This window comes from Idiomarina sp. ST20R2A10 (genome assembly GCF_051842345.1).
Lineage (GTDB): Bacteria > Pseudomonadota > Gammaproteobacteria > Enterobacterales > Alteromonadaceae > Idiomarina > Idiomarina loihiensis.
On sequence record NZ_JBNIEY010000010.1, the window covers coordinates 17,817 to 32,110 of the forward strand.

At 48.2% G+C, this 14,294-nt stretch carries 14 protein-coding genes; 4 read left to right on the top strand and 10 right to left on the bottom strand.

The window, feature by feature from the left end; translation table 11 throughout:
• Positions 1-141: 141 nt before the first annotated feature.
• Together ACP7H9_RS12145 and ACP7H9_RS12150 are read left to right on the top strand one after the other, a co-directional pair.
• Positions 142-2,754, top strand: coding sequence for a TonB-dependent receptor plug domain-containing protein (locus ACP7H9_RS12145; protein WP_011235712.1), 2,613 nt, complete (start codon positions 142-144; stop codon positions 2,752-2,754).
• A 116-nt stretch (positions 2,755-2,870) separates the two neighbouring features.
• On the top strand, positions 2,871-3,902 hold the full coding sequence (locus ACP7H9_RS12150) for a phospholipase A (protein ID WP_011235713.1): 1,032 nt from the start codon (positions 2,871-2,873) through the stop codon (positions 3,900-3,902).
• 4 nt (positions 3,903-3,906) lie between these two features.
• Here ACP7H9_RS12150 and ACP7H9_RS12155 read toward each other — a convergent pair whose 3' ends face one another.
• Entirely contained in the window at positions 3,907-5,916 is a 2,010-nt protein-coding gene (locus tag ACP7H9_RS12155) for a ligand-gated channel protein (RefSeq protein WP_114982323.1), read from the bottom strand.
• A gap of 113 nt (positions 5,917-6,029) precedes the next feature.
• On the opposite strand from ACP7H9_RS12155, the gene ACP7H9_RS12160 reads away from it, so the two are divergent.
• Positions 6,030-6,887 (top strand): LysR family transcriptional regulator, encoded by an 858-nt coding sequence (locus tag ACP7H9_RS12160; RefSeq protein WP_114982322.1) that lies wholly within the window; start codon positions 6,030-6,032, stop codon positions 6,885-6,887.
• On the opposite strand, the gene ACP7H9_RS12165 is transcribed toward ACP7H9_RS12160, so the two are convergent.
• The 4 genes from ACP7H9_RS12165 to ACP7H9_RS12180 all read right to left on the bottom strand — a co-directional run bounded on the left by ACP7H9_RS12165 (position 6,861) and on the right by ACP7H9_RS12180 (position 10,090).
• Entirely contained in the window at positions 6,861-7,520 is a 660-nt protein-coding gene (locus ACP7H9_RS12165; RefSeq protein WP_227016385.1) for an SDR family oxidoreductase, read from the bottom strand. The two genes, ACP7H9_RS12160 and ACP7H9_RS12165, sit on opposite strands and share 27 nt — an antisense overlap.
• Positions 7,521-7,650: 130 nt before the next feature.
• Positions 7,651-7,860, bottom strand: a complete 210-nt coding sequence (locus tag ACP7H9_RS12170; RefSeq protein WP_011235717.1) for a cold-shock protein — start codon at positions 7,858-7,860, stop codon at positions 7,651-7,653.
• A gap of 215 nt (positions 7,861-8,075) precedes the next feature.
• Positions 8,076-9,464, bottom strand: coding sequence for a diguanylate cyclase (locus ACP7H9_RS12175; protein WP_273025441.1), 1,389 nt, complete (start codon positions 9,462-9,464; stop codon positions 8,076-8,078).
• 86 nt (positions 9,465-9,550) lie between these two features.
• Complete coding sequence (locus ACP7H9_RS12180) at positions 9,551-10,090, bottom strand: DUF1415 domain-containing protein (RefSeq protein ID WP_273025442.1); 540 nt, start codon at positions 10,088-10,090, stop codon at positions 9,551-9,553.
• Positions 10,091-10,126: 36 nt separating this feature from the next.
• Here ACP7H9_RS12180 and ACP7H9_RS12185 point away from each other — a divergent pair, with 36 nt between their 5' ends.
• Positions 10,127-10,588, top strand: a complete 462-nt coding sequence (locus tag ACP7H9_RS12185; RefSeq protein WP_273025443.1) for a methyltransferase family protein — start codon at positions 10,127-10,129, stop codon at positions 10,586-10,588.
• A 9-nt stretch (positions 10,589-10,597) separates the two neighbouring features.
• On the opposite strand, the gene ACP7H9_RS12190 is transcribed toward ACP7H9_RS12185, so the two are convergent.
• The 5 genes from ACP7H9_RS12190 to ACP7H9_RS12210 form a co-directional block, all read right to left on the bottom strand.
• The gene (locus tag ACP7H9_RS12190; protein ID WP_273025444.1) at positions 10,598-11,275 is read right to left on the bottom strand and encodes a PepSY domain-containing protein; all 678 of its coding nucleotides are present in this window, start codon (positions 11,273-11,275) and stop codon (positions 10,598-10,600) included.
• Positions 11,272-11,988, bottom strand: coding sequence for a hypothetical protein (locus ACP7H9_RS12195; RefSeq protein ID WP_439222833.1), 717 nt, complete (start codon positions 11,986-11,988; stop codon positions 11,272-11,274). The genes ACP7H9_RS12190 and ACP7H9_RS12195 overlap by 4 nt, the downstream gene beginning before the upstream one ends.
• Positions 11,989-12,053: 65 nt before the next feature.
• On the bottom strand, positions 12,054-12,644 hold the full coding sequence (locus ACP7H9_RS12200; protein ID WP_414019235.1) for a uracil-DNA glycosylase family protein: 591 nt from the start codon (positions 12,642-12,644) through the stop codon (positions 12,054-12,056).
• The gene (locus ACP7H9_RS12205; RefSeq protein WP_439222834.1) at positions 12,601-13,440 is read right to left on the bottom strand and encodes a patatin-like phospholipase family protein; all 840 of its coding nucleotides are present in this window, start codon (positions 13,438-13,440) and stop codon (positions 12,601-12,603) included. The genes ACP7H9_RS12200 and ACP7H9_RS12205 overlap by 44 nt, the downstream gene beginning before the upstream one ends.
• Positions 13,441-13,499: 59 nt before the next feature.
• On the bottom strand, positions 13,500-14,282 hold the full coding sequence (locus ACP7H9_RS12210) for a ferredoxin--NADP reductase (RefSeq protein ID WP_153850201.1): 783 nt from the start codon (positions 14,280-14,282) through the stop codon (positions 13,500-13,502).
• Positions 14,283-14,294: the final 12 nt, after the last annotated feature.

Genomic DNA, 14,294 nt, shown 5'->3' on the forward strand with positions numbered 1-14,294 from the left:
TGACTGTGTACACCTAGTTACTACTAGAGAAAGTTCCTCCCAAATTGCAATTTCCCCTTTACCTCCACCACTCATCTCGCTTATGCTAAATAGCCGTTTAGACGTCTAAACGGCTTATTAATTCATTTTGTGAGGTATTTAATGAAATCAAAGTTCTTTACGTTATCAACTATTGCCGCTGGACTTATCGCTGCATCGGCATCCCCAGCTCTGTTAGCCAATGATGCTAGCTCCGAGCTGGAACGCATTAGTGTTACGGGTTCCTACATTAAACGGGCCCAGAATGAAGACGCCACGCCGTTGCAAATTATTGATGCCAGCGACATATCGGCCAGTGGTGAAATTACGCTCACAGACTTGCTGCGTGACTTAACGGTGAATACCGGTAACAGTTACGACGAGCAATACACCAGCAGCTTTTCGGCGGGTTCGGCTTCGGTTGGCTTACGCGGCTTAAGCCCCAAAAACACGCTTATTCTGGTGAATGGTCAGCGGGTGTCTAACTACGGTTTTGCGTTGGGGACTCAGGATACCTTCGTTGACTTAAACGCGTTACCTTTAGGCGCGGTGGAGCGCATAGAGGTACTGAAAGACGGCGCTTCCGCAGTATATGGCTCGGACGCTATTGCCGGGGTTATCAACATTATTCTACGCAACAACGTACAAAGCACTCAGTTCCGCGCGGGTGTCGGCGGTGCCAGCGAAGGTTCATTAACGCAATACAGTGCGGGCGTTATCAGCGGGTTTGGCGACATAGCAGGCGACGGCTATAACCTGACATTCAGCTACGACTACCTGACCCGCGAGCGTTTAAACGCCGATGACCGCGACTTTACTCGCTCGGGTGACTTTCGCGACAAGCCCGGCGGGCGTTTGTCTGGCTGGTCGTCGCAGGGCGGTAATTATTTAAGTGATCCGCAAAACCCTCAGGCTTTTGAGAACTGCCCGGGCATTTCTGAGAAAAGAGACCGAAGCGATTTTACCCCTGGCGCAGACGGCCAGGTGTGCGCCTTTAACGCTCAGCCATACAACACGCTGCAGCCGGAAGTTGAGCGACACCAGTTCTCACTACAGGGCACTTTGCAGCTTACCGAGGACATACAGGCGTACAGTGACTTTCTGTACAGCAATAACCGTTCAAGCCACGTGTTTGGCGCGCCGTTAAGTGTCGGTGCCGGACTGCGGGCTTACAATGAGGAAACCGGCAGTTTAGTCGATATTCCGGTGGAATTACCGGTCGGGCATCCGGATAACCCGGGTTCAGAGGCCTTACCTTTTGAATACACCTTTTTTGATGTAGGCGAGCGCGTAAAAGCCAATAAACAAGACTTTCACCGCTTTCTGGCCGGTGTTAATTACCGGGGCTTAGACTGGGACTGGTCAGTTAACGTGCTGAATTCACAAAGCCGCCAGCGCGAGTACGTTGATAACTTTATTAACCGCTACACTTTTGAAGATATGCTGGCCAGCGGCGAATATGACTTTTTTAACGGCAACAATGACCCGGCAACCATTGAAGCGTTGCGCATTGATACGCGTCGTCCGGGCTTTTACGAGCTAAACAGCATTAACGCTAATGCCAGCACCATTTTAAAAGAGCTAGATAACGGCCCGCTAAGCGTTGCCTTTGGGGTCGACTGGCGTGAAGAAGAAATGGATGCGGGAACTTCACCGGAAGTGTTATCGGGCACCGAGCTGCGCCCGGCTATCAACCTGGTTAAAGGGAAGCGACAAGTTGCGGCAGGCTTTGTTGAGCTGGACGTTCCTGTTGTCGAGAACCTGAACGTAAACCTGGCCGGCCGTTATGACCATTATGATGATTTTGGCTCAGCCTGGTCACCTAAAGTGGCGTTTCACTATGTATTAGGCGACGATTGGCTTCTGCGCGGCTCGTGGTCACGCGGCTTCCGTGCACCATCGCTACCGGAAATTGCAGAAAGCAACACCATCAGTTATGGCTCGGTTATAGACCCTAACGACCCTATTAATCCGGGCGCGAGTCGTGGTTTCACGCAAGTGCGTACAGGTAACTCTGAACTCGATGCCGAACGCTCAACCAACCTCAATGCCGGTATTATCTGGTCTCCGCAAAAAGGTGCCAGCATTGCTGTCGATGTATTCGAAATTGAGCAGGACGATATTATTGCCCCCGACAACGCGCAGTTTATTGTCAATAATGAAGGCCTGTACGCAGACCGCATTCAGCGCGACGACGCCGGGCGACTGCAAATTATCAGCAACCAATACCGCAACCAGGGCACCCGTTCCACCCGCGGCTTCGATATTGATGCGAATTACCAAGTGCAGTTAAACAACTCGACGCTTCAGTTTCAGAGTACCTGGTCACGGCTTTTAGAATACAAGCAGGCCTTAGTTGCCGGTCAGGAACCTACTGACGGCGCTGGCAGTAATATATTAGGCGCATTGCCTAAGTGGAAAGGTAACAACCAACTGCGCTGGCTTATTAGCGACTGGCAATGGGGCGTCAGCCTCAACTACACCAGTAGCTATGAGCAGCAGGTGGCCACGCAAAGCAGTAACCCGGGTTTAGATGAAAAGGTCGACAGCTACTGGCAGGTTGACTCGCAGCTGGTTTATCAGGGTTTTGGTGACACTCAGCTAACCCTGAATATCAGCAACCTGTTCGACGAGCAGCCGCCGTTTGATCCGGCTGGCGGAGCCTACGGATACGATATGACCCAGTACAATCTGCGCGGTCGTACAGCTAACCTATCTATTGTTCACAATTTTTAGCGGAAAATATCAGCAGGGTCAGAAAAATTTCTTCTGACCCTATTTTGTAAACGTGTGATCTAAACACCCTTCTTACGCTATAGTACAAGGAGTCTTAATAAAGGAAGCTTGCGCTTATGAAAAAATGGATCTGGATAATTGCATCGGGAGTTACCGCACTAGCGGCGGTTAATGTCCAGGCGCAAGAACTGTCTGATATGCAGCAATGTCTGCTGGATGAAATGAACAACACTAAGGCTGACGCCACCATTGCGGATATTCGCTCTACCTGCGAAGAACAACTGCGGTCAGCTGAGAATGACGAAGATATAGTGGAAGTCGATGCGGTTGAAGACCCCGGTGCTTTAACCAGCCGCATGAAAAGCGAACAAGTTACCCAGTTTGACCCTTATGTATTAACACCGCACCGTCGTAACTATTTATTACCCGTTATTACCACGAACAACATTAACCGCCTGCAATATGCCGATGTTGAAGGTTACGAGCAGAACCTGGAAGACTATGAAGCAAAGTTCCAATTAAGTTTCAAAGTGCCTTTTAACAAAGAAAGTTTGCTGTTTGAAGACGACCAGTTGTTTTTTGGCTTAACCGTGCAGTCCTGGTGGCAGGTGTATTCCAGTAATATTTCTAAACCATTCCGCGAAACCAACTACATGCCCGAGGTTTTTTATGCCACTTCAACCGGCTGGCACCCTTTTGGTACCAATACCGCGTTAGTTTTCGGTTTAGAGCATTTGTCTAATGGGCGTAGCCAGCCATTGTCACGCAGCTGGAACCGCGGTTACATGCAATTTGTGGTAGAAAAAGGCCGCTTCGTTTTCTCGCTGAAACCCTGGTTACGTTTTCAGGAAGACGCCAAAACAGACCCCATGCAATCGAGTGGTGACGACAACCCGGATATTACCGATTACGTGGGTGACTATGAATTCACCACCGCCTATAACGATGGTGACTTCGAGTACATTCTCAGGCTCCGCCATGCCGTGGATACCGGCAGAGGGTCGGCAGAGCTTAACTGGACATTCCCTATTGGCGGGAAGTTTATTGGCTATACCTCAATTTTCACCGGTTACGGAGAGAGCCTGATTGACTACAATCACAAGCAGACTCGCTTTGGTATCGGTATAGCCTTAAACAACATTCTATAAGGGTTTAGAAACTATAGGCGGCTGACAACCATAAGCGTCGGCCGTCTTCAACATAGCCGTACTCTTCTACACCAATTTCCTTGTCGAATAAGTTGTAAACACCCGCAGCCAGCTTTAAGTCACGCGTAACAAAGTAGTTCACACCAAAATCCGCCAGTGTATAAGACGGCGCGACCAGAGAGCCCTGTGAAGGCCCGGTTGTCGGCTGGCTCTCTTCACCACGATAATGCACACGCAACCAACTGTTCCAGCGCTTACCTGGCTTCCAGTTCAGTGAGGTTTGTACTAAGTGCTTAGGTAGCTGGTTTAATGGCTCACCTTTATATTCACCCGATTTTTGCTCAGAGTCGGTGTAGGTATAGTTACCTTTCAGTGACCACTCCCGGCTGAAATGCGTACTTAAAGTCATTTCAATACCGCGAGTAACGGCTTCATCAATGTTAATTCGGGTGGTTGGCATAGAGCCAAATTGATTAGGCCCTGCATCGCAAATGCTTTCAGGACAGTCTACCCGGGTGATTTTGTCGTCAAACTCATTGTAGAACACGGTAATTGAGGTTGAGCTACGACGTCCCCAGTCTGTGTATAACCCTAACTCGTAGTTGGTCGACGTTTCAGCTTCTAAATCCGGGTTACCGTAAACGTTACCGCCGCGGCTGACTTGTCCCCAGTCAGCGGTTGTTTCACGCAGGCTTGGCGCACGGAACCCGGTAGAAACACCACCTTTAATGGTTGTGGCATCGCTTAGAGTATAAACACCGTACACTCGCGGGCTCCAGTGTCCACCAAAAATGTCGTCATCGTCGTAACGAACACCAGTCGTCAGGTTAAAGTCATTGAATATTGGCCAGGCGGTTTCTGCAAAGGCGGACCATTGCGAGCCTTCAATGCGGTTACGATCACTTATCTGGTTACTGGTTAAATCTTCCAGCTCTTCCTTTTGGTACGCCACGCCAAGATTCATAGAGCTCTCTTCAAGCAGTGGTACGTTCCAGTGACTCTGAAAATCGGTGTTTTTAATGGTCATAATACGCGCTTTGTTTTCATATTCATCGCGCTTTAAATAACTGCGGGCGCCCACCATACCCCACTGACCATTATGGGCAATGGACACGCTGGTATTATCATATTCAGTGGTTGATGACTCCGGGCAGCCACGACGACCGCATTCCTCGCCCGGCGCCAGCGGCTCAATGGTTTTGCCGACAGAAGCGTCAATGCTTTGCTGAGCTGTACCCACTTCAAACAAAATTTCATGGTTGCGGTTTGGTGTGTAAGCCAGTTTTAAGTCGGCGTCTTCTGCGGTTTTATCCCGGTAGCCAGAAACAATTTCATCTTCCAGACGACGCGTATAACCGGCCGACAACTGAATGCCCAAAGTGTCTTTAATTAACGAGCCGGAGGTGAACAAGTTGGTCTGGTAACTGTTGCCTGACTCTGAACGTTCCTGCAAGGTGCCATCAACGCGAATTTCCGAGCGCCATTCTTCCGGTGTTTTACGGGTAATGATATTGATAACACCGCCTATTGCGTCCGAACCGTAGAGAGACGACATAGGTCCGCGAATAACCTCTATGCGATCAATTGCCGCCAGCGGCGGTGTCCAGGCACCTTCAACGCCGGGGCCATCACTGTTTGGACGGGTTTCACGCGAGCTCTGGCGCTGGCCGTCGACCAAAATCAATGTGTAGTCGGCACCCATACCACGCAGGCTAATATCCTGGCGATCACCTCCGCCGGTCACGATAACGCCCGGGGCGTCAGTCATGGCGTCGGTTAAGTCTTTATAAAAACGCTGAGAAAGCTCTCTTCTGTCAATAACGGAGATTGAAGCGGGCGCTTCTTTCAAATGCTGAGCAACACCTGACGCCGTTACCACCATAACTTCCATATCTTTATGTTTATGATGTTTTCTTTTAGGCTTTTCTTGCTCCTGAGCCTGAGCCACGCCTACTGCTGATGCTACAGTTAATGCTAAAATGCTCAATTTTAAGCCGCTGATACTGCAATTCATGTTCATCCCCTAATGAATTATAAATGCGAATTATTTTCATTAGCGATTTTAACTGGTACCATGGAATCAGCAATTTCAAAAATATTGAAAGCTTCTTTAGCAGGACTTAAAACATGAATCCGAAAATGATTCGATCATTAAAAGCTTTTACCCGTACGGTAGAACTCAACAGTATGAGTGCCGCTGCAAATGAACTGCATATGACAGTGTCCGCTATTAGCCAGCAGTTGCAGCGACTGGAAAACGACAACGGAATTTCGCTTTTTCACCGTAATACCCGTTCGCTTTCACTTACCGAAGCTGGTCAGGTTTTTTATCAATCGTGCCTCGACATGTTGTCTATTGCAGCGAAAAACCAAGAGCGCTGGGATCAATTGACGAATCAGCCGCAGGGGCAAATAAAAATTATTGCGCCCGTGGGTTTTGGCGGAGGTTTGCTAAGCGAACCTTTAAAACAGCTGCAGCAAGAGTTTACTAACGTGAGCTTTCAGCTGCATATGACCGATGAGCCTATTGACCTCATTACCTCGGGGGCAGATTTGGCAATTCGCATTGGTCCGCTAGCCGATTCAACCTTATACGCCAGGCATTTGGCTGACTGGCACCTGATCCCTTGTATTGCTGCTGAGCATCCTGCGGCTAAAAACTTGATAAAAAGCTTTAAAGATTTACCCGAAGGTTGTTTTATTGGGCACATACCCAGCTTACCCAACAAGGATTTCCCCAAGCCTAAGGTGCTGCTGAACAACATGCAGACGGTAGTCCAGTTGACGCTAGATGGTGTTGGCTATGCGCTACTTCCGGAGCCGGAAATTAAACATTACATTGAGAGTGGGCGCTTACTGCGTTTGTTGCCAGAGTGGGAAGGCAGTCCGTACAGTGTACACGCCGTGTTGCCTATTAAAGACAACATACCGGCGAAAACTGAACGGACTATTGAGGTGCTAAGCCATTTCTTTCATCGACTGTAACGAATGATCAACTTCGCTTTCGCCAGCCATTAGGTCGAAAGCTCTCATCTCAGTGCCACTTTCATCCAGGCAACGACGTAGCACACTGGCAACATCCTCGCGTGGGATTGACCCCGGTGCCAACGATTCACCAACAACCACTTTACCGGTGGCTTCTTCGTCGGTTAAGGCCCCCGGACGTACAATGGTCCAGTTGAGTTTGGTGCGCATTAATTCGCGGTCAGCGTAATGCTTGGCGGCATAGTAAGGAAGCAGAGCTTCAGCCCAGTTTTCACGGTTGTTCGACTGCCAGGCACTGACCATAACAAAACGTTTTACGCCCACAGATTCCGCTGCTTCCATGGTTTTCACTGCACCGTCCAGGTCGACTAATAAGGTTTTGTCGTCACCAGAGCTTCCACCAGAACCTGCCGTAAATACCACGGCATCAACGCCCTGAAGCAGCTCTTCCAATTTTGCGACGGGGCCTTCTAAATCACCCAATTTGGCCGTTACTCCGCGGCCTTCCCAGGCTTTTTGCTGCTCTTCCTTACGCACTACTGCAATCACTTCATGTTTTTTTGCGTGTTGCATCTGTTCAACTAAATGCTGACCAATTTTTCCATTTGCGCCTATCACTGCTACTTTCATCATCGACCTCCATGAGTGTTTCGTGTCTGAGTTTACGTAACAAAGGCTTAGTTTAGATCGCTCATTTACACCGATTTACAGGCACAAAAAAAGGCAACCCGAGGGTTGCCCTTTTAGACTTCGAGGCGCGTAATTAAAGCGCTACGATGTTTTCAGCCTGAGGACCTTTAGGGCCTTGAGTTACTGCGAACTCAACGCGCTGGCCTTCAGTTAAGGTTTTGAAACCGTCGCTAGAAATAGCGCTGAAATGTGCGAAAACGTCTGCGCCGTTTTCACGTTCGATGAAACCGAAGCCTTTTGCTTCGTTAAACCATTTTACTGAACCAGTAATTTTCTCTGACATAATATATCTTCCTGTAACTTTTAAGTATGTGGTCATTTAGACCGATGGTGCGGGTAATAATAAGAACTTAGAACTACAGGACGATGGTATTAATAATAATAGGTCAACGAAGTGGAGTTTTTTAACTAACTGTCTTTCTATCTATCCGACCCCTCGCAGTCTACGCTTATTACACTGCGAGTCAAACCATTTACCAAGTTATTTTCATAATAAGTTTAAACATCGCTTTCACTGGCCCAGACAACACGGTTACGACCTTCTCGCTTAGCCTTATACAGCGCCTGATCCGCTCTTCTGTAGATACTGGAAACATCATCATCAGCGCGGCTTTCTGACGCACCGATACTGACCGTCGGATTAATGATTTCGCCTGAATCCAGGGTAACTACCGTTTCCTCAACGGTCGCTCGCACCCTTTCCAATACCTGTACGGCACTTTCATGGTCGGCATAAGCAAGTACCACCATAAACTCTTCGCCACCCACTCTAACCACACTGTCACTGCTACGAACCGCCGCTGACATAGCTTCAGAGCCTGCAATTAATACTTTGTCACCAATATCGTGGCCATAGGTATCATTAATGGTTTTAAAGTGGTCAAAGTCGATAACCGAAACGACAAACCCCTGCCCGCCATGTTGACGAACCAGGCTCTGTTCAAGTATTTCCATGCCAGCTGAGCGATTTTTTAACCCGGTTAGTGCATCGGTATAAGCAATTAGTGCCATATCGTCGCGCTGACGGATTAAATCGGAACGAATTTTCTGTTCCGCAATAACCGTTTCCAGCGCGGTGCCCATCATTCGCACCATTTCAATTTCAAGTTCAGTAAAAGGCTCAGCCCTTTTGTTTTTACGAGCAAAACCCAGAACTCCCCACACCTGGTCATTAATAATAAGTGGCGTACCTATATAAGTCTCCAAACCATAAGTTTGATAACTCGCGTGCTCTTTAAACCGTGAATCTCGTGATGCGTCATTGGTATAAATAAGATGGTTAGCCTTAAGCACAACCGAACAATAGGTGGTTGCCAGCGGTAGTTGCACGCCGGCGGAAAAATCCAGCTTCGCTGTTTGCACCCACTCAATGGTATATGTGCCGTTTTGAATGGAGCTGGCAGTTCCGATATCAACACCTAAATAGTCAACGCCCACTTTTAATAGTTCATCAATAGAAGCCGGGTCAATGCGCCGCCCACGCTTATGAATAACTTCATGAATCGTGCGCATAACATCAACCGATGCGTAATAGTCACTGACATCTTCGACAAGCACGTAGATACCAGTAACCTTGTCTTGCTCATCAAATTCAGGAAGATAACGAATATCTAAGAAGCATTTATGCCCATTACGAAAAGTGACAGAGTCTGAAAACTCCATTTTCTCGCCGGTGGCAAAAATATGGTCATGATTGGGCTTTATGCGTTGATGAGACTCTTCGCTAAGTACATCGGTTAACGGCTTGCCCAGCATTTCCTCAGGGGTCAGGTCAAAGAACGCCGCATACGACGTATTTACATAGCGAAAAAGCCTGTCTCTGTCGACATAAGCCACCATAGTGGGTAGCTGTTCAATAATTCTATGAGTAATATGATGTTTTTTCATGACGCCTCATCACTTTATGGTTCGACAGAGCAAGCAATGCTAATTAATGTGATATTACTACTAATAGTGTAGCAACAACTCACACTCTAGACTGGCAAGATTGCTTTGAAAAATCCATCGCCTTTACGTCGGGCAAATTCGATATTGCGCTCAGGAATCGATTCAGGGTCGTCATAATCTCTCAGAGCCTCTTCAATACTGGCCTCACGCAATAAATGTAAGGTTGGATAGGGGGCACGGTTGGTATAATTTGCCGGGTCGTCCTGAGGTTCGCCCTCAAAGCAGTAGTCGGGGTGAAAGTGCGCCAGCTGATACACACCCTCGTAACCTTCCTCAATAAGCAAAGCATCGGCAACATCAACCAAATTCAGAAATTCGTAAAACCCTTCAAATCCCGACGGCAGAATAAACAGCGTAGTTTCGGTTTCAGGTATGGTATCCATGTGCTTAGCTTCATCCAGTAACTGCTGTAAAACAGCTTGTGGCTTGCGATTTTCAGCTACACTGTAGCGAATACTCTTGCGCTCAACTTCGCGGCGTGCAAAAGGGCAGATGTTGTACTTTACAATCAGCTGTTGCACCCAATGCCGGGTTTGCTCAATAATCTGATGGGTATCGGTCGTCATATTTCTTGTCTTCGCTAAAAGGGGCGCCACTTTGCCATGAAATCACTTGAACTCAAAATACCACCTTTGCTGGTTGTTGCCATAGTCGCCGGTTTAATGTGGTTAACGGCTCACTATACGCAGGCCTTTAACCAATTTTATGTCGGCCAGCACGCCGCAGCTATTTTTCTATTAGCATTAGGGGTCTTACTGCCCCTGCTCGGCGTTATTGGGTTTCGCAGAGCACAAACCACGGTAGACCCACGCGCTCCGAACAAAAGCACCGAACTTGTCACTACCGGAATATACCAAAGAACACGTAACCCAATGTATTTAGGCTTTTTCTTTTTGCTTATGGCCTGGGGTGTGTTTCTGGGAAGTGTCTTTTCTTTATGGGGGCTGGCGTTATATGTGGCCTATATGCACCGCTTTCAAATTCTGCCGGAAGAACGTATGTTAACTGAAACGTTTGGTGAAGCTTACAAAAGCTATTGTCGTAAAACCGGGCGTTGGTGGTAACCGACAGCTTTAGAATAACTGCCGGTGTTTTAAGCTGCGCCCGAGTAAAATTAAGCCTGACAAACTAAACCATAACGCGATGGTAGCGGCAATAATGTTCAGTAAGCTGTTAAAATCGCGTTCGCCACTGTAGTCCATAAAGTGTAAACGAAACATCCAGTCACTTAGCCACCAATTGTTATTGCGGTGATTGACCACTTCACCCGAGGCAGCGTCAACATACACTCGCGTATGAATGTCATCGGTAAAAGTGACTCTATAACCGGGCTTGTTCCAGTCAATAATTTCATCACTGCCCGTTACAGCCTGTACTTCTTTGACCGAGCCTGGTCCGTTATAGCTTTGTCGTGCCAGTTTTGCGGCCAGCGGCGCGGAGGTTTGCCAGCGCTCGCCGGTCTGGGCATTCACATAATGTCTGGAGCCATCAACTGTCAGAACCAGGTACTGAGCCGTTTCCGAAATTGAGCGTATTTCCACACTTTTAATGTTATCGAAGCGCTCAATTAGGGCGTTTTCAGGGTAAAAAACAGACCCGACCGGCGCTTTAGGAGCGCTTTGAAAGTAGTCATGAGCGGCCAGACTCTGGTGGCCCACCCAGCCGAAGTACAAGCCACTGACCAGCCAGATAAGCACTTGTATAAAAATAACCAGACTCAGCCAGCGATGCAGTTTACGCACATACCTCATGCAGCTCGCCTGCTTTTTCTACGCGGCCGGAAATGGAAGTAAAGCAGAGCCGTGCCAGTTATCACAAAAAGTATATTCGCTATGCTAAACGCCTTTAACCACCAGGTTTCAATATCCACTCGGTCTTGGTAATCCATTATGTGAAGCATCCAGAAAAAGTCGAACAGTCGCCAGAAGTTATGCCGTTTGGTCACCAGCTCCCCGGTTGTCGCCGAGAAGTACAAGGTAGCACCGGCCAAATCATTAAAGTCTACTCGCCATACGGGTAACAAAGCGGGGTTAAGTTCACCCGGCGGCCGGTCTTCGATATAGCTAACCTGGGCTTTTGTCTCTTCGTTACCGGTGTAGTGTTGACGCGCAATATAGCCAATATCCATTCGATCAAGTGTGACCGATTCCAAAGATTCAGCGCTCAGCAATTGCGTACCGGTTTGGCTTTCAACGCGGTAAACCGTCTGCAAAGAACCATCTACCCATTGGCGCATAAGTCGCACCGATGTGGCTTGCGGATGTTGCTCTAAGACCCAGCTTACCGGCGAAATTAACGTGTTCTCAGCTATAGGTTGCTCAAGCTTTTTCACCAGATGGTCGCCGTGAATGAAGCTTAAATCAAAGAACACCATATAGGCGCCACTAATGCTCCATACCACTAACTGCAGGCCAAAAAGAAGAGATAACCAGCGGTGCAAGATGCGCCATTGTCGTAATTTCATCAGGGTTATCCGTGCCCGCTGCGTTTAAGTTAAGCCTCTAAAATTATCGACTTGCCCTGTAAAAGTCAAAGCAGTTCTTTCACTCTTTGCCTTAACTCCGGAATAACCTCAGTTTCAAACCATGGGTTACGCTTCATCCAGATATTGTTGCGGGGGCTGGGGTGAGGTAATGGTAATAACTGCGGCCAGTAACTTCGCCAGTCTCTGACACGTTCGGTCAGGCTGCGCTTAGGTTCCTGCAAATGCCACTGTTGTGCGTACTGACCAATAGCCAGTGTTAATTCTAAATTGGGTAGCTGTTGCAGTATTTGCTCGCGCCAGGTTGGCGCGCATTCAGGGCGGGGAGGCAAGTCACCGGACTTACCGGTGCCCGGATAACAAAAACCCATAGGAATAATAGCCAGTTCTTCGGCATTGTAAAAAGTGTCTTTATCAATGCCCATCCACTGACGAAGCCTGTCGCCACTGGGGTCATCGAAAGGCTTACCGGAGGCATGGACGCGCTTCCCGGGGGCTTGTCCGGCAACTAGAATTCTGGCTTTAGGATGCAACTGAACAACGGGGCGGGCACCAAGCGGCAGCTCTGGTTCACATAAGGTACAGGCACGGACATCACGCAGAACTTGTTGCCAATGCGGCGGCTCTTCCCATTTCATAACCTTGCTCCAGCAGCTTTTTATCCTGAGTGAAACGTCCTACCGGAAAATCCTCCGGCGGAGCCAGAATTGTCATTTTACAGTCCGCAGGAGGGTTATCAATAAAGTTAATAGCGTCATTGTAAACTGCCGAACGTCGGGCTACTGCGTCAAATAAGGCAGGATGGTGTTTAAAAAAGCGCTTAGTAAACTTAGGCAGGGGTCTTATCTTCTTTCGGAAGCCTCGCGGCCGGGACAAAATAACCGTTATATCCCGCGCACCCATTTCATAGGCTTTAATCACCGGAATAGAATCACCCAGTCCGCCATCCGTCATAGGCGCTCCACCAACGGCCGGAAACTCACGGTAAGCCAGCGGAATAGCGCAGGAAGCAGGAAATAGTTCGTGTAAGTTATCGGCTGTCACCCTGGTATACACCGGAAACCCTGTATCGACATTGGTTGTTACAACGTATAAAGGTCGGTTCTGCTCCAGGTAATGGCGGGTGTTCAGCGGCACTTGTTCAAACGAAGCGTGCCAAAGCCAGCTCACATCACAAAAATGTCCGCCTTTTAAAAAGCGTCGCCAGTTCAAGAACTCTGGTTGCAGCGCATGCTGTAAGAGAATTTTACGGTTACGTCCGTGGTCGCCGGCAAGAAAACCAATCAGGTTGGTGGAACCTGCCGACACCCCAATTGCAAAATCAAAGTCGGTTTGTCCGGTTTCAAGAAAACCGTCCAGCACTCCAGCAGCGAAGATACCGCGCATGGCGCCACCTTCTACCACTAGTGCTTTTTTACTTTGCTCCTGGGTCATACACCTGCTTATTTTTCAATACTCTCTACTTCTCAATACTCTTTATTTCTCAATACTCTTTATTTTTCAATAAAAGCCTGCTCAATCACGTAGCTGCCTTGTTTACGTGACGTTGCTTTACTAAAACCTCGTTCATTGAGAATAACCATCAGATCTTGAAGCATAGCGTCATTACCGCACAACATAAAGCGATCGTGTTCAGGGTTCAAATCTGGCATACCAATGGTTTTAGTTAAGGTACCCGACTCCAGCAAATCGGTAATACGTTGCTGATGCGCTTCATCACGGAATGGCTCGCGGGTAACTGTCGGGTAATAAATGAGTTTTTCCCGCACCCAATCACCAAAGTATTCGTTGTTTGGCAGAATCTCAGAGATTTCTTTTTGGTACGCCAACTCAGAAACCCAGCGCACACCGTGAACCAAAATGACTTTATCGTACTGTTCGTAAATGTCAGGGTCTTTAATAACGCTCATAAAAGGCGCTAAACCGGTGCCGGTACTGAGCAAATACAAGTTTTTTCCTGGCAGTAAGTGCCCGGGTACTAACGTCCCGGTAGGGCGTGTCGACAACACCACTTCGTCACCCACCTGAATATGTTGCAGGCGCGACGTTAAAGCGCCGTCCGGCACTTTAATACTGAAGAACTCAAGCTCTTCTTCATGGTTTGCACTGGCAATGCTGTAAGCTCTGAGCAGAGGCTTGTCTTCCAGTTGCAGTCCCATCATTACAAACTGACCGTTTTCGAAGGTAAAGCTTGGCTGGCGTGTGGTTCTAAAGCTAAACAGGGTGTCGTTCCAGTGGCGTACCTGAGTCACTTTTTCCGCAATGATACTTCTCATAACAATTCCTCA

Bases quoted from the DNA above. Each gene is read 5' to 3' on its own strand.
- ACP7H9_RS12145 (WP_011235712.1), top strand. From the start codon at position 142: ATGAAATCAAAGTTCTTTACGTTATCAACTATTGCCGCTGGACTTATC.
- ACP7H9_RS12150 (WP_011235713.1), top strand. From the start codon at position 2,871: ATGAAAAAATGGATCTGGATAATTGCATCGGGAGTTACCGCACTAGCG.
- ACP7H9_RS12155 (WP_114982323.1), bottom strand. From the start codon at position 5,916: ATGAATTGCAGTATCAGCGGCTTAAAATTGAGCATTTTAGCATTAACT.
- ACP7H9_RS12160 (WP_114982322.1), top strand. From the start codon at position 6,030: ATGAATCCGAAAATGATTCGATCATTAAAAGCTTTTACCCGTACGGTA.
- ACP7H9_RS12165 (WP_227016385.1), bottom strand. From the start codon at position 7,520: ATGATGAAAGTAGCAGTGATAGGCGCAAATGGAAAAATTGGTCAGCAT.
- ACP7H9_RS12170 (WP_011235717.1), bottom strand. From the start codon at position 7,860: ATGTCAGAGAAAATTACTGGTTCAGTAAAATGGTTTAACGAAGCAAAA.
- ACP7H9_RS12175 (WP_273025441.1), bottom strand. From the start codon at position 9,464: ATGAAAAAACATCATATTACTCATAGAATTATTGAACAGCTACCCACT.
- ACP7H9_RS12180 (WP_273025442.1), bottom strand. From the start codon at position 10,090: ATGACGACCGATACCCATCAGATTATTGAGCAAACCCGGCATTGGGTG.
- ACP7H9_RS12185 (WP_273025443.1), top strand. From the start codon at position 10,127: ATGAAATCACTTGAACTCAAAATACCACCTTTGCTGGTTGTTGCCATA.
- ACP7H9_RS12190 (WP_273025444.1), bottom strand. From the start codon at position 11,275: ATGAGGTATGTGCGTAAACTGCATCGCTGGCTGAGTCTGGTTATTTTT.
- ACP7H9_RS12195 (WP_439222833.1), bottom strand. From the start codon at position 11,988: ATGAAATTACGACAATGGCGCATCTTGCACCGCTGGTTATCTCTTCTT.
- ACP7H9_RS12200 (WP_414019235.1), bottom strand. From the start codon at position 12,644: ATGAAATGGGAAGAGCCGCCGCATTGGCAACAAGTTCTGCGTGATGTC.
- ACP7H9_RS12205 (WP_439222834.1), bottom strand. From the start codon at position 13,440: ATGACCCAGGAGCAAAGTAAAAAAGCACTAGTGGTAGAAGGTGGCGCC.
- ACP7H9_RS12210 (WP_153850201.1), bottom strand. From the start codon at position 14,282: ATGAGAAGTATCATTGCGGAAAAAGTGACTCAGGTACGCCACTGGAAC.